The sequence below is a fragment of the Mangrovibacterium sp. genome (assembly GCF_059905295.1).
The window spans coordinates 1-14,943 of record NZ_JBZQJF010000306.1 but is presented as its reverse complement, the minus strand read 5'-3'; the positions used below and the strand labels follow the sequence as shown (position 1 = coordinate 14,943).

Below are 14,943 nucleotides of genomic sequence, written 5' to 3'. Positions count from 1 at the left end.
TCAGTTGAAAAATCGTAACCGTCTCCTGCATCGCGCAGTCTCATTGATGAGTAGTCGATATACTCATAGTCAACACTGATTAAGCCTGCTTTCCCAATTACGTATGCAGCACTAAAAATCCCTTTCATTGGGCTCTCAATGCGGTAGTCGTAGTCATAGTATGGAGAACTGGCATCACTAAATGTGTTTTGACCGCTTTCCGCAATATTTGAATACATATACGTATCGAAGCTATCATGCAAATCGTAGTAAGTTGGGGTATGGAATGCTACCCCTAATCTTAAGGCATCAACCGGTTTGAAAATGGCACCTATTTTAAGGTTGATTCCCGTTCCGGTAGTTCTTAAGTACGATTCAAAACCATAGTCGTTGAGTTGATAGGTGAAGTTATTTCCTTCGTAATCTACATTGCTTTCAACAAAGCGACTGGTTTCCTTATAATAAACATCCTGAATGCCAACTGTTGCTCCCAGATAAACTTTGTGGTTTAAATTCGCCGCAAACGAAATGATATATTCATCCAGACTTCCTCTTTGAGAGAAGGTTCTGCGCTGATCATGCGGAAAACTTACGAGGTTGCCAGGATCATCACCCTGATATCTCAACATATCATGATAATGGATTTGATCCGGATCATCGGCATAGGTATAAATTAAGTTGGTATTCACAGCTAAATTTTCATAAGCTTCATCATAAATACCGTTGTCTGCATTAATCAAAAACTGGTCGAGCATAGATGATGTTGCTCCGCTACCGCTTATCAATTTATGCATGTTGAAATCATTCATGCGATTGTATCCCAATCCCAAACTAACGCTAACTAATGAACTGGTTCTGTTAGGTGAGGAAGGGAAGTTCGCAACATAGCCAATATTTGGTACACTTAAGTTGAATTTAGAGTCTGAAGCTTTTGTCCCCAGGTAATTGGCTTCAACGTCCGTATTCCCAAGTTGCGTTGTAATTACAAATTCGCTGCTTCGGTAAACGCCCAGTCCTGCCGGGTTTATACTTGCCGAAGTGAAGTCGCCACCAAGCGCTCCAAATGCATTCCCCATTGCTGCTGCTCTTGCTGTACCTTGTAGTCTGGTATCAGACAGGCGAAGGGCATCAACCATATTTTGTGCAAACAGAGGAGTGCCTGCAAGGAGAATGATAAATGCACTAATAATTTTTTTCATAACTATCTGGTTTTAGCTAATTATTTTCAGGCTTTAACTATCTGAACGCTTTCATTAGCGGCGTCCACCGCTTCTGCTTCCTCCGGAGCTTCTTGATGAACCTCCACCACCAGAGTATGAAGATCGGCTTGAACTACTACCTGATGACCGGTAGCTTGACGAACTTCGGCTTGGTGCACTGTAGGATGAAGAGCTACGGCTTGGCGTACTGTAAGAGGATGAACTACGGCTCGGAGTACTATATGATCTTGTACTGCTGCTTGATCCTCTTTGGTATGTCGTACCAGAATTATAGGTACTTCTGTAGCTGGAACTTTGAGTTCTGGTTGCAGGCTTAGAGTACGAAGAACTGGAACCGGAACTTCTGTATGTATTGTTGTTATAGCTCGAACGTGTAACAGTTCTTGGCTTGGTATAACTTGGTGTATACGTACGTGTTTGAGTAGGTGCACTATAACGAGTTCCATTGGTTGTGCTTCTGGTTGTCGTTGCAGCACGCGTTTGGTTGGTTGACCGAACAGCCGGAGTTTGGCCTGAACGAGTGGTTGCATTGATTGTTGAAACACTTCTTCTGCCGCTTGAGCTAACACCATTTACAGTAGCATCACGGCGTTTGTCCATAATGGTTGCGCTTCGGGTTGTTGCAGTACTTGTACGTGCTGTTGAACTTGAAACAGAACGTCTTGTTGCCGAAGTTCCTGCAACGCTACTTCTTGTTGTTCCGCTAACTGTTCCTGAAGAGCGACGGCTTGATGTTGCATACGAACCTCTTGTGCCGTAAGAGCCATTGCTCACTGTTCCATAGTTTGAACGTCGGTGCTCATATCTGAAATTGTCATTGTAAATCGGGTGAGATGGGTAGTAACCTCCGTAATACGGATAGTTCCAATAACCTCCGCCCCAATAACCACCGCCATACCAGGAACTACCCCAATACCATGGGCTTCCCCAGTAGCTGTAGTAAGGATATCCCCATCCAAAGCCTATACTAAAGCTCCAGCCCGGGTAATACCAGTCGTAATAAAACGGATCATAGTAGTACGGATCGTAATAAAACGGATCGTTGTACCAGCTATAAGGTGAGTAATAACCATAGCGGTGAAAACGATTAATACGGTAGGCAAAGTCTAAATCGTCGCCTTCGTAATAATTATTGATAATATAATTAACGGTATCCGCATTACTTAATGCGGTGGTATCGCTATCGACCATTTGCATTGATGACATATCATAGTGATGTACATCAGCATTTGGGTTGTCAGTGGTAAATACGTGATTTTCATAGGTTTGATTACCACTCTTGTCAATGTTTTGTTCCTGCATTACAAGTGGTGCGGCTTTGGTTGGCTGCAGACTTTGATCAACAGGAACCGGATCTGTCATAACCGGTGGAGGTACATCTCCGGGAGTAAAGTACACATCGTCGTACCTGTCGGTTACATAGTTCCCGGTTGTACAAGCACCCAGTAAAAGTGCTAGTGCCGAGATGATTGTAACTTTTGCTTTCATAACTATCCCTCCTGTAATTTTAAGAATAAATTTATTTACTTTGTAGCCTCTATAATTACATTACAAATAAAGCAAATACCATACCAAATCAAAAGAAATGGCGAAAGAATTAACCCTTAGGGAAGAGAATTACTCGCAGTGGTACAACGAGCTGGTTGTGAAGGCTGATTTGGCCGAATCATCAGCTGTTCGAGGCTGCATGGTAATCAAACCTTACGGATATGCAATATGGGAAAAAATGCAGGCTGAGTTAGATCGAATGTTTAAAGAAACAGGTCACGTAAATGCTTACTTTCCGTTGTTTATTCCCAAATCGTTTTTTAGTAAAGAAGCCGATCACGTTGAAGGCTTCGCCAAAGAGTGTGCCGTAGTTACACATTATCGTTTGAAAAATAGTCCGGATGGGAAAGGTGTTGTTGTTGACCCGGATGCAAAACTTGAGGAAGAACTGATTGTTCGACCGACATCGGAGACAATTATCTGGAATACTTATAAAAACTGGATCCAATCATATCGCGACCTCCCAATCTTGTGTAACCAATGGGCTAACGTTGTTCGTTGGGAAATGCGTACCCGTTTGTTTTTGCGTACAGCTGAGTTCCTGTGGCAGGAAGGACATACTGCTCATGCGACTAAAGAGGAGGCAATGAAGGAAACAGAGCAAATGGTGAATGTTTATGCTGACTTTGCTGAAAACTTTATGGCTTTACCAGTAATTAAGGGCGCAAAATCAGCAAACGAACGTTTTGCTGGTGCCCTGGAAACATACACCATCGAAGCACTGATGCAGGATGGAAAAGCGCTGCAATCGGGAACTTCTCACTTCCTTGGACAAAACTTCGCAAAAGCATTTGATGTGCGTTTTGCGACTAAAGAAGGAAAAGAAGATTATGTTTGGGCAACGAGCTGGGGCGTTTCAACCCGTTTAATGGGGGCATTAATCATGGCTCACTCAGATGATCATGGTTTGGTTCTTCCTCCAAAACTAGCTCCTTACCAGGTAGTGATTGTGCCGATCTATCGGAACGATGAGCAGTTGAATGCCATTAACAATAAAGTTGATGAGGTGATTGCCAAACTGAAGGCACGTGGTATCACTGTGAAATATGACAACTCGGACAATAAGAAACCGGGCTGGAAATTTGCGGAGTACGAACTGAAAGGTGTACCGGTACGTTTAGGTCTTGGACCTCGTGATCTGGAAAACGGAACTGTTGAGGTTGCGCGTCGCGATACCCTGACCAAAGAAGTTGCTCAACTGGAAAATGTTGATCAGTACGTTGCCGATTTGCTGGAAGAAATTCAAACTTCAATTTATAATAGAGCAAAAGACTTCCGTACGGAGAAGACGACCAAAGTTGACACCTACGATGAGTTCAAAGAAGTTTTGAAAAATAAAGGTGGTTTTGTTTTAGCTCACTGGGATGGTACTCCGGAAACTGAGCAAAAAATTAAAGAAGAAACCAAAGCAACAATCCGTTGTATTCCTTTTGAAGGCGAAAAAGAAGAAGGAAAGTGTATTTATACCGGAAATCCTTCTCAACAACGTGTTTTGTTTGCTATTGCTTACTAACATGATTTTTCATACCAGATAAAAGCAGTCAATATTGGCTGCTTTTCTTATTTTTAACAAAAATACCGTGTATGGATGCATCAGCTGAAAAATCTAGTCAACTGGAAATGATTGTTGTTAAATCGAATGTCAAGCAGTCGGTTTATCGCAATACACTTCAGACCTTTAATCTTCTAAAGGAAGCGCTTCGCGAATTGGTCGAAGAGTATTCAGAAACACTTAAGGGAAAAATAGGGGAGGATTCCTTACCTACTTTTCACGAAAAAGGACCTTTTGAAGCAGAGTTTCGTTTGGCAGCAGATATGCTGTTGTTTAGTATGCACTCCAACGTGTTTGTGTTCAACCGGGAGCACCCGGTTTGGAAGACAGAATATGTAAAAAATGAGCCGCTTAATTCGTATTGCGGCATTATTAATATTTATAATTTTTTGTCTGATTCGTTCAAATACAGTAGGATGCAGGATTTGGGCTACCTGATTGCACGAATTTTTATCAACCAGGAGAGCCATTTCTTTGTTGAAGGGAAACGACAATCGGGGGAGTTGGTCAAAGATTTTAAAAACGACATCATATCGAAAGCAAATGTTAAGCAAATTCTGGATACATCCATTCGCTATGCCATTGAGTTCGACCTGTTGGTGCCCCCTTACGACCAGGTTAAGATTGCTTCGGTTGAACAGATGAAGGAAGAAATTATTTACTCGAAAATGAAAACCGGTAAACGTGTCGGTTTTAAATTTAATTCAGACGATATTTAATATGAAGGAGACAATTGTAAAGCGTTTCATTGGATACGCAAAAGAGTACACAACATCCGATCCTGCAAGTAAAACATTTCCAAGTACAACGCGTCAGTTAACTTTTGCTGATAAGTTAGTTGAAGAGTTGAAACAGATTGGCTTAAGCGAAGTTGAAAAGGATGAATACGGGTATGTCATGGCAACTGTGCCTGCGACAACGGATGAGAAAGCACCTGTAATCGGTTTTGTAGCACACGTGGATACCAGTCCTGATTTTTCAGGTGAAAATGTTAATCCAATCATTCGTCAGTACGATGGAGGAACGATTCAGCTAAACTCTAAAATTGCTCTTTCTCCGGATCAGTTTCCTGATTTGCTGGCTTATATTGGCGAAGAAATCATCACAACTGACGGAAATACATTGCTTGGCGCCGATGATAAGGCAGGTGTTGCAGAAATTGTTACCGCTATGGAATTCTTGATTCAACATCCTGAAATTAAGCACGGCAAAATCCGGGTTTGCTTCACACCGGATGAGGAAATCGGTAAAGGAGCTGATCATTTTGATGTTGCTAAATTTGGCGCCGAATTTGCATTTACCCTTGACGGAGGTGAACGTGGTGAGTTGGAATATGAGAATTTTAATGCCGCCATGGCAGCTATTACCATCCAGGGAAGAAGTGTGCACCCGGGAGCTGCAAAGGATAAGATGATTAACGCTATCCATGTGGGACAAAAGCTGGATAGCATGCTTCCTCCTGAACAGCGTCCGGAATATACAACCAACTATGAAGGTTTCTTTCACCTAATCTCGTTTGACGGCAAGGTAGAGCAAACAAAAATGATGTACATTATCCGCGATCACGATCGTACCTTATTCAACCGACGGAAGGAAATGCTTACTCAGGCTTGTATTTTCCTGAATGATGAATATGGCGAAGGAACCGTTGAGTTGGAAATGGAAGACCAGTACTATAATATGCGCGAGAAGGTTGAACCGGTGAAATACATTGTTGATTTAGCCGAAGAAGCGATGAAAGAAGTCGACGTAGAACCGATCATTCGGCCTATTCGTGGAGGTACCGATGGTAGTCGTTTGTCGTATATGGGCTTACCTTGTCCAAATATCTTTGCGGGAGGTCATAACTTTCACGGTCCTTACGAATATGTTCCAGTCAATTCAATGGTGAAAGCAGTGGAGGTAATTGTGAAAATTGCGGAGAAAGTTGTAGGCCAATAAGGAATGCTGGAAACTTTCCAAACATATATCCGGGATGAAAAGCTTTTTGCTGAAACTGATAAGTTGGTTCTGGCAGTAAGCGGTGGTGCCGATTCGATGGTGTTGCTGAAATTATTTCAGCAATTGCCAAATGAATTTTGTGTTGCCCATTGTAATTTTAAGCTGCGAGGTGCCGAGTCAGACGGTGAAGAGGTTTTCATCCGGGATTATTGTGGCGAGCAGGGGATCGAGTTATTTGTTCAGCAATTTGAAACCCGCGAGTATGCACAATTGGAGGGAATTTCCATCGAAATGGCTGCGCGCGATTTGCGTTATACCTGGTTTGAAGAGTTGCGCCAGCAGCTGCAATACGATTACCTGGCAACAGCCCATCATCGCGACGATTTGATTGAAACAATGCTCATCAATCTGAGCCGGGGTACCGGTATTCGGGGATTAAGCGGGATTCAGGCGAAAAATGGCTTTCTTGTTCGACCCTTGCTCTTTGCCTCGCGTGAAGAGATTCTGGCTTATGCGGAAGAGAATAACTTGCCCTATAAGCACGATTCGAGCAACGACGAGCTGGTCTATCAACGTAACATCATTCGTCACCAGATTATTCCCTTGTTTGAAACGCTGAACCCTTCGTTTCGGAAGAATGCCGCTAAAACCGCATCAATATTGAAAGATACGGCTTTGGTTTATCAACAAAAATTGAATGAACTGGCAACCGGATTAGAGGAAGAAGCGCAGGGGATTATCCGTTTTTCAATTGAACAGCTAAAAGAGCTGACCCCTCAGCAAACGTTATTATTTGAGTTATTACATCCGTATGGTTTTAACGCGGAACAGCTTACTGAGATCGTTGCTGCATTAGATGGTGAAGCTGGCCGGATTTTCTTCAGCAAAACTCACCGTTTGGTAAAAGATCGAGCCTACCTGTTATTAACGGGTTTATCTGAGGTCGATGAACAACGTTTCTATATTGAGGAGGATTGTTCATCTTTGAGCGACCCCGTTTCTCTAAAATTGGAAACGATTGCCAAAAGCCCTGCTTTTCGTTTTTCAACGACCCCCCTGGTTGCCGATTTCGATCTTGCAAAGCTCCAGTTTCCACTAATGCTTAAGAAGTGGGAACAAGGTGAATATTTCATGCCACTGGGCATGAGCAACCTTAAGAAGTTAAGTGACTTTTTCGTAGATCAGAAACTTTCTATTCCGGAAAAGGAAGCTGTATGGATCCTCTACAGCGGTAAAAAAGTGGTGTGGGTACTAGGCCACCGAATAGACGATCGGTTTAAAATTACCCCAGATACACAGCAGGTACTTCGAATCTCCATCCAATAATCGTTAAGTATTAAATGCTTTTTATACGGGCTAACCTTACTCGATCATAAAAAAAGTAAGATCAATCTGGGATTGTCGAAGATGTATGCCAAATTGATTTAGTAGAGCATTCTGCATTTCATCATCATTTTTATACGGAATATCCCAGTCGTATTCTTTGTAGTCTTCGCCGTAATACTTGAAAATTTCATGTTTTTCATCGCTCAATAAAGCACATAATTGGGCAATCGTTATGTTATCGGCTTGCAATCTGTCGGGACCGATTTGGTATTTTTCGACTATACCTGGGCCAAAATTGAGTTGTGTACTATTCCCCAATTTGGAATAATCGACAACATTCATCAGTGAAACTACTTGCTTGGAGCTTGTAGCGCTGATATTAATCTTTAATTGGCGGGCGATAAACCGAATGATTGAATCAGGTTGTGTTTCCCAAAGAGTCTGTGGGCATTCGAGCTCGACATTTGTATTGGCCCACTTTGTCGACTCTATTTGTTGTTTCGGTACCCGGTACAATTTGGCAAATAAAGCAGTCAGGCTACCGGCATAACTTACTGTACCATTTTCCTGGTACAGTTTGGTCTGTGTATTGGTTGTGGTGGCTATTCTTAATGAACCTGCTGAATGGGAAATAATAGGTGTGTTTGTTTGGGCAACAGGAGCACTTACAACTTTGGGTGCTGTATAGCCAGCATTGACTGAAAATAGCTCTGTGAATTTCTTATGGGGAGCATTGCGGTATTGAATGGCATATTGGTTGATCTTTTCAAGTGGTAAATCAGCAGGGTGTCCTTGCCAAATCAGATCTCCGTTTGTCGTCAGCAGCACTGCATGAGGCCATCTTTTAATATTAAATTGTCTGACAAGGTTACTCTCCCAGTCCCGAATTACCATCAGCTTAATCGGGTGCTTGGCTGTGTATTGGGCTACAACTTCATGACTTTCGTCCGTAACAGAAACCATGAACACTTTATCAGCCACATGAGGCTGAACCAGCTCCAATTGGATCGTTGCCGGACGGCAAGGGTCACTCCAGCTTTCCCAGAAGTCAATCAATATTAGCTTTTGTTGGTTGAAATCAGTAATCAGGTTCGGCGAGAAAATTTCAGCAACTTTAAATGGAAATTTCTGTGCCTCTGTTTTTAGTGAGCTAGTAAGCAGTAACAGAATGAAACAGAATGATATCGAAACGCCTTTCATATTCAGTTGTTTTATGAAAATCTAACGAATATGCAAAATATTAATTGTATCAGGTTTATGATTCTGAAAAAAAAAGCCCTCGCTAACAAAATTTGATGTGTTGAATATCGATGGCTGAGAAAGATGAAGTGAGCTTTGAAACTCCACCAGGACCACGTTTTATTGATTCGTAACAAAATGTAAAAACCTTTTGCATGTCACATTCAGTAGTCCATTCCCCTGTATTTTAGGCTTATCTCATTATGCCCGTAAAATTGGTTCAGCTACCTCATGGGGTATGTAACTTTACTAAATGTCATTCGTACAAAATCTCCAATAGCATTTATGCTTAATTTTTCGGAGCACTTAAAATGGCGCCGAACCTTTCAATGCCCCGGTCGGGGAATATTAAAGACCACAAATCAATTTAAAACATGGAATTCTTTTCCGGTTGCTGTTTCTTGTTTGGTCCGTTCTTAAAACGATAAATCTTACAAAGCACATTCGGTGAAGGAAGTTGCAAGGTCAAAACTTCAAGATAGTTTTTTAGTATTCACTTAAAATTTAAAACAATGAAGCGAGTTTATTTACTTTTATTAGCTTTCGTTTTTGCAGCGTTTCTCTTCCCTCAATCAGGTGTTGCCCAAGATGAAAAAGGCCATTATTTTGTAGTTACAACCTGGAAATTATTGCCTCCCGCGGATGGCAGTAATGCTCAGCTGGATAGTTTATTTACCGTTTATCATGACAAGGTGGTGGCAAAAAACGATAAAGTTGTTAGTCAGAAAGTCATGCATCATGTCTATGGAGATGATATGCGGGACTGGGTTGTTATTTCGGAATATGCCAGTTGGAATGATATTGATGCGGCCGGCGATGTCTCCAATAAATTGATTAAGGAAGCCTGGCCTGACAAAGCCGAACGGCAGAAATTCTTCAAAACCTTCTTTAAATATGTTCAAACTCACTCGGATGAAATTTACCAGGACATGCCTGGTCTGACGAAATAACTGGATTAAAATCAACTCAAAATAATCCCCGGTCATGAGTCCGGGGATTATTTTTTGGTATTCTTATCTGAAAATAAGAGGTATACAATTCAGCTCTGCTTTTAAAGTCAGGTAGAAAGCAGTAGCGGCTTTCCCGGGTGCACCTACTTTCTCGGAGGAACAGATAATCCCTCGGCTGTGCGTTTTACCGGCTGAATGGTACCGTCGTCGTTAAAGTATAGGTATTCTGCGCAGATCATGCGCTGGCGTTTGCGGTTGGGGCAGGCATCGCCGGTGTCAATCCAGCGGTGGTAGAACAGCAGCCATTGTCCCTTATATTCCACAATCGAATGGTGGTTATTGCTCTCGTTTTCTTGCTCCATAATCACGCCCTGGTATTTCCATGGGCCCAGAGGCGATTTGGAGGTGTAATAGGTTAGAACCCGGTTATTTTCGGGCATGGTGTAATAGTATATGTCATTGCGCTTGAATACCCACGGTCCTTCTCGCTTGGGTTTGTAGCCTCCCATGTCCATTGTTTTCAGATCACCTTTTACGCTGAGGAAGTCATCGTTCAGTACAGCCACCATATAGTCGCCACCGCCATTAAAGTAGATGTAACCTGTTCCGTCGTCGTCGACAAAGATGCAGGGATCGTTTGCATAAGGTTTGCGCCACAGTGGAGCTCCAATGGCATCTTTAAAGGGGCCGGTAGGTGAGTCGCTCACCGCGATGCCGATACCCATCCATTTTGTGCTGTTCTTCGGATTTTCACGGTCTTTAAAACCTGTACCAGCCGGGAAACAGAAATAATACTTGCCGTTTTTATAGGCACAGTCAGGTGCCCATGCAAAGTTATCGGCCCAGGAGAGATCGTCAACTGTGAGGCAGGCACCGTGGTCGGTCCAGTGAATCAGGTCGTCGGTCGAGAAAATGTGCCAGTCCTTCATCCAGAAATCTTCCTGGCATTCGATGTCGTGCGATGCGTAGATATACAGGCGCCCGTCTTTCCAAACGTGAGCTGAGGGATCAGCAGTGCGTATGTTGCTCCCAAAATCCAGCGGATTTTGAGCCAAGGATAGGGTGGTCACCAATGCCACGGCAAGCGTAAGTAGCATTCTTTTGAGTTTCATAGAATATTTATTTAACGGTTAATTTGATGTCGATTAATTGTTCGATATCTGCGAGAGGACTCTCGTTAAGGATGTCAATTCGAATGCCCCGACCTTCAGCATACTTTTTGGCTTGCTCAATTTCGGATTTAATACGATCTGCTACAGAGCTTTGTTGGATGGCGGCCACAGCCTTGTCTCCAAAAACAAAGCCCACCTTAAAAAAGTCATGTCGCGGCAGGAGGTAAAGAATAGCTCTTCGCTTATCTTTAATGCGGAAACTCCAGCCATATTTTTTGCCAGGGTAATTCCATTCTTTTAGTCCTTGCGGGTATTTGACCAGCACCAGTTCTTCAATACGTCTCCACAGTGGGTAGGTTGTTCCTAGCTTCTCTGCTAAGTCGGATGCTGTTGGAGGGATGCTTTTGTTGGTGAAAATGCTGATGTCTTCCATAAGTCAAGGCGTTTTATTCAGGTCTGTCGGTTACGGAATTTAAACTTACATAAACTTCCTGTCCTCGTCAATTTATAGGCTTTCTTTTTTGAATGTATTTCAGACTTATAACTCTTTGATATTTTAGCCTGTTTCCTGATTTATAATGTACAAGAGATCAAAATAGCTGTACTGATTAGTATTGTTTGGATCGAATAAAAAATGTATATTTAGAATCGATTGATAACAGAAATACGACTTTAGTAGATTTAATCCGGATATGCGAGTCTCGGTTAAATCAGAATCTTCAAATTTTTTAGCTTATGGGAAATCTTCGTGATGGAATTAATAAATTAATTTCTTTAGGATGTGCTGATTTCGATTGTATTCTTGAAGTGGGAGCAATCAGACTTGTAAATATCATTAGTCTCTTTGCTGTTAGTATTTTAGCGGTTGTGGCGATTGTGGAGTTCCCGTTTTCAGCAGCTAACTTCTCATACGATATTTTTTACCTCGGTTTATTTACCATTCCGCTTTTCCTGAATTACAAAAATAAGCAACCTGCGGCCAAAGTTACTCTGATTAGTATTTTTTTGGCTGCGATCTATACCGGTACATTCCTGTTGCATTTTGGAGATACCTTCCAGTTTTCCATAATTATCCCGATTGTACTGTATTTTCTGCTGTTTTATAAGGTCAAAGGCTGGGTTTTTTATAGTTTAATGCTAATGGCTCTACTTTTTATTAGCATTAATCTGCGCCTGTTTTTATCGGTGTCTTCATCGGTGTCTCCTTCAGGTTTGATTGATTGGGCTGTTTTTGTATTGACCATTGTTGTTTTTATTCTTTCGCATATCTACTTTATTAATCGAATTAACGAGTCGAGAAAACTGTTGCAGGAACAGTTGAAATATGAAAAGGCGATGGCCGAATTTTCACAGGTCATCCTTTCAAACGAACCGAATTGTATGGATAGAGGACTTGAAATAATCCTGAATGTTTCAACTATTTCGCGTGTTTACATTTTCGAAGTTGATGATGACAAACGTTATGTATCTCAAACCTACGAAGCTTGTGCCCCCGGTGTTAGCCCGCAGATCGATAATCCGATATTGCAGAAAATGGAGATTGAAACCATGATGGCGAGCAGGTGGATGAACCGTTTTCGCAAGAAAAAAGTGATTGCCGGAAAGGTTAAAGATTTTCCTGAAGAAGAGCGGGAAATTCTCGAACCCCAAAATATTAAATCGATTTTAGCGATTCCAATTTATTCAGGTGGAGAATGGCATGGATTTATTGGCTTTGATGATGTTGTTAAAGAACAAGTATGGGGTCAGGAACACATTAACCTGTTAAGAACGACTGCCGACATCATTGGCTTGCATATTGAAGCAGTTCGCTACCAAAACAGAATGGTGAAGCAAAACGAAGAGCTAAAGACATTGAACGCCACAAAAGATAAGTTCTTTTCAATTATTGCGCATGACTTGCGAAGCCCGTTTAACTCCTTGCTTGGTTTTAGCGATTTAATCAATGAGGAACTGGAGGAATCGGACAATCTGATTCTGAAAGAATACTCATCGCTTCTGAATAAAGGCTTGTGGAAATCATTTGATTACCTGAGTAACCTACTGGAATGGTCGCGTATTCAAACTCAGGGTATCGAAAAAGTACCAACCTCTTTTAACCTGTCCCGGTTGATTCAAGAGGTGTCCGAACTGCTATTCCTGCAGGCGGAAAGCAAGAACACCCGGATTACAATCTCAGTGGAAGACGACTTGGTGCTGGTGGCTGATATGAACATGATCAAAGCTATTTTGGTCAACCTGCTTTCGAATGCTATTAAATATAGTAACCCTAATCAGAAGGTTCATGTCGAAGGGAAATCGGACCATGAAATGGTTTCGATCCTTGTGCGCGATAATGGTGTGGGGATGAGCCCTGAATTTTGCAAAACACTTTTCGATATTAATAACTCAGTAAGTACACCGGGGACAAACAATGAGCGGGGAACCGGACTGGGCTTAATTATTACGAATGAGTTTGTTCGTCTGCATAATGGCCAGATTGAAGTGGAAAGCGAGCCCGACAAAGGAAGCGTTTTCTGCGTTTCGTTGCCGATTTGCCGGAATTAGATGACGCGGTATTGGATCGCGGTGCATGCTTTGCCCATTGGCGGTATTATAAAAGCTTCTGCAAACCGATTTTGGGGATTTCGGCTGGTTGAAAACACGCTCGCAGTTTGCAGGAGAATAAACGAGCAATTGGAAACTCTCCCGCAGTTTGCAGGAGCTAAACCTAACGGCTGAGAAATGCGCTCGCAGTGTGCAGAAGTGAAATCGGATCGCTGATCATGCTCCTGCAGATTGCAGGGCCCCGGGAGGACGACCGGCTATGGCTGCCGCAAAGTGCAGAAACATTTTAGAATGGCGGCGAATACTCCTGCAATTTGCGAGAGCAAAATGGACGAACCGAAAATGCCAAAACAGCTTTGCAGGAGTATTTTTGGGGGCCAGGTTTGTTGAAAACCGCTTTGTAAAACGGTTGTTTTACGAACAAATGCTTTAAAATAGGACTGAATGACGCAGTTCGTCCTGCTGACAGTTAGAGTTTGATGTTGTTGATAGACAGAGTTATGGTAAAAAATATAAAACAAAAACTTGACTTTGGGTATAATCGGAGTTAACTTGAATTAAAAACAACTAAAATTGATAAAACCATGAAACAATTATTTATTCCCAGCCTTTATTCAATTGACGAATTAATCAGCATCGGCGAGCGCCTTTTAAGTTTTCTGGAATCCATGCTCGAGTCAGATCCAAAACTGAAGAAGCAATACAATGCTGTAAAAGCTTTGTACAACGAGCTGGTGGCAAATCAGAAAAGTAGCACCGAAGCTCCTCTAACCAAAGAACTGGCCCGGGCCGACGAAATGCGTGACCAGGCATTTCAATGTTTCAAATTTGTATGTATGGGTATTTCAATGACTTTACTGGCCGACGAGTCAGCCAAAGGGAGCTTGTTGTTTGAGGTAATTCAACGGTATGGTGTTTCACTTTACCGCGCTGGTTATAAGGCCGAGACTGCCTTGTTGATTTCCGTGTTTGAAGAGCAGGATAAAGCGGAAAACCAGCAGGCAATGACCGACTTGGGTATTCTGAAGTATTATGAATCGTTAAAAACAGCCCAGCAAGAGTTTGATGCGTTGAATAAACAAAGTGCCGAGCTAAAAGCTGAAGCCGCGAAAACAACCCGTTCGGCATCAGAGATTAGGCCTGAGTACATACCCGAGCTTGAAAAATTACTGGATTTGCACCGTATATATGCTGAGCTGGATGCTGAAAATTATGAAGAAAGTTTTGCTCAAATAGTCGCTTATCTGAAGGAAGTAAATGCAGTAGCCCGTGCACGGCAAACCCGTAAAGAAAACAATTGAACGCAGTTGATGGCAGTTGAGAGAAGAGTAACGAGTAACGAGTAACAGCCCCTGATCTATAAAAGGGTACCTATGACCACAACTTGAAACTTGAAACTTGAAACTCGAAACTCCAAAGATACTTTCACAAAAAAGCCCTCGAGTAAGTCGGGAGCTCATTTCAACAAAAACTAACCTAAAATAAGGGCCTGTTTATTATTCCATTTTCAGTAATTGCATAATCTCGTC

Annotated in this window: 12 protein-coding genes; 7 read left to right on the top strand and 5 right to left on the bottom strand. The window is 42.2% G+C overall.

The annotated features are described in order from the left end of the window. Both AC37HE_RS15480 and AC37HE_RS15475 read right to left on the bottom strand, forming a co-directional pair. Positions 1-1,178: hypothetical protein (locus tag AC37HE_RS15480; protein ID WP_500783783.1), on the bottom strand; the 1,178-nt coding region annotated here is incomplete at its 3' end. 54 nt (positions 1,179-1,232) lie between these two features. After that, positions 1,233-2,687 carry a hypothetical protein gene (locus AC37HE_RS15475; RefSeq protein WP_500783781.1) on the bottom strand — a complete coding sequence of 485 codons (1,455 nt, stop codon included), beginning with the start codon at positions 2,685-2,687 and terminating at the stop codon, positions 1,233-1,235. 97 nt (positions 2,688-2,784) lie between these two features. Here AC37HE_RS15475 and proS point away from each other — a divergent pair, with 97 nt between their 5' ends. The 4 genes from proS (at position 2,785) to tilS (ending at position 7,566) form a co-directional block, all read left to right on the top strand. Next, entirely contained in the window at positions 2,785-4,260 is a 1,476-nt protein-coding gene (gene proS, locus AC37HE_RS15470) for a proline--tRNA ligase (protein WP_500783780.1), read from the top strand. A gap of 71 nt (positions 4,261-4,331) precedes the next feature. Further along, on the top strand, positions 4,332-5,018 hold the full coding sequence (locus AC37HE_RS15465; RefSeq protein WP_500783778.1) for a hypothetical protein: 687 nt from the start codon (positions 4,332-4,334) through the stop codon (positions 5,016-5,018). A gap of 1 nt (position 5,019) precedes the next feature. Then, positions 5,020-6,240, top strand: a complete 1,221-nt coding sequence (pepT, locus tag AC37HE_RS15460) for a peptidase T (RefSeq protein WP_500783777.1) — start codon at positions 5,020-5,022, stop codon at positions 6,238-6,240. Between the two features lie 3 nt (positions 6,241-6,243). Continuing rightward, positions 6,244-7,566 carry a tRNA lysidine(34) synthetase TilS gene (gene tilS / locus AC37HE_RS15455; protein ID WP_500783775.1) on the top strand — a complete coding sequence of 441 codons (1,323 nt, stop codon included), beginning with the start codon at positions 6,244-6,246 and terminating at the stop codon, positions 7,564-7,566. A 36-nt stretch (positions 7,567-7,602) separates the two neighbouring features. On the opposite strand, the gene AC37HE_RS15450 is transcribed toward tilS, so the two are convergent. Then, positions 7,603-8,766: a TlpA family protein disulfide reductase gene (locus tag AC37HE_RS15450; protein WP_500783773.1), complete on the bottom strand. Its 1,164-nt coding sequence runs from the start codon at positions 8,764-8,766 to the stop codon at positions 7,603-7,605. Positions 8,767-9,317: 551 nt separating this feature from the next. Here AC37HE_RS15450 and AC37HE_RS15445 point away from each other — a divergent pair. Next, the gene (locus AC37HE_RS15445; RefSeq protein WP_500783771.1) at positions 9,318-9,755 is read left to right on the top strand and encodes a hypothetical protein; all 438 of its coding nucleotides are present in this window, start codon (positions 9,318-9,320) and stop codon (positions 9,753-9,755) included. 143 nt (positions 9,756-9,898) lie between these two features. On the opposite strand, the gene AC37HE_RS15440 is transcribed toward AC37HE_RS15445, so the two are convergent. Next, positions 9,899-10,867, bottom strand: a complete 969-nt coding sequence (locus AC37HE_RS15440; protein WP_500783769.1) for a family 43 glycosylhydrolase — start codon at positions 10,865-10,867, stop codon at positions 9,899-9,901. A gap of 7 nt (positions 10,868-10,874) precedes the next feature. Further along, the gene (locus tag AC37HE_RS15435) at positions 10,875-11,300 is read right to left on the bottom strand and encodes a DUF3788 domain-containing protein (RefSeq protein ID WP_500783767.1); all 426 of its coding nucleotides are present in this window, start codon (positions 11,298-11,300) and stop codon (positions 10,875-10,877) included. 302 nt (positions 11,301-11,602) lie between these two features. Between AC37HE_RS15435 and AC37HE_RS15430 the strand changes: the two genes are divergently transcribed. Together AC37HE_RS15430 and AC37HE_RS15425 are read left to right on the top strand one after the other, a co-directional pair. After that, positions 11,603-13,414, top strand: a complete 1,812-nt coding sequence (locus AC37HE_RS15430; RefSeq protein WP_500783765.1) for a GAF domain-containing sensor histidine kinase — start codon at positions 11,603-11,605, stop codon at positions 13,412-13,414. A gap of 584 nt (positions 13,415-13,998) precedes the next feature. Next, entirely contained in the window at positions 13,999-14,715 is a 717-nt protein-coding gene (locus AC37HE_RS15425) for a DUF6261 family protein (RefSeq protein ID WP_500783764.1), read from the top strand. Positions 14,716-14,943: the final 228 nt, after the last annotated feature.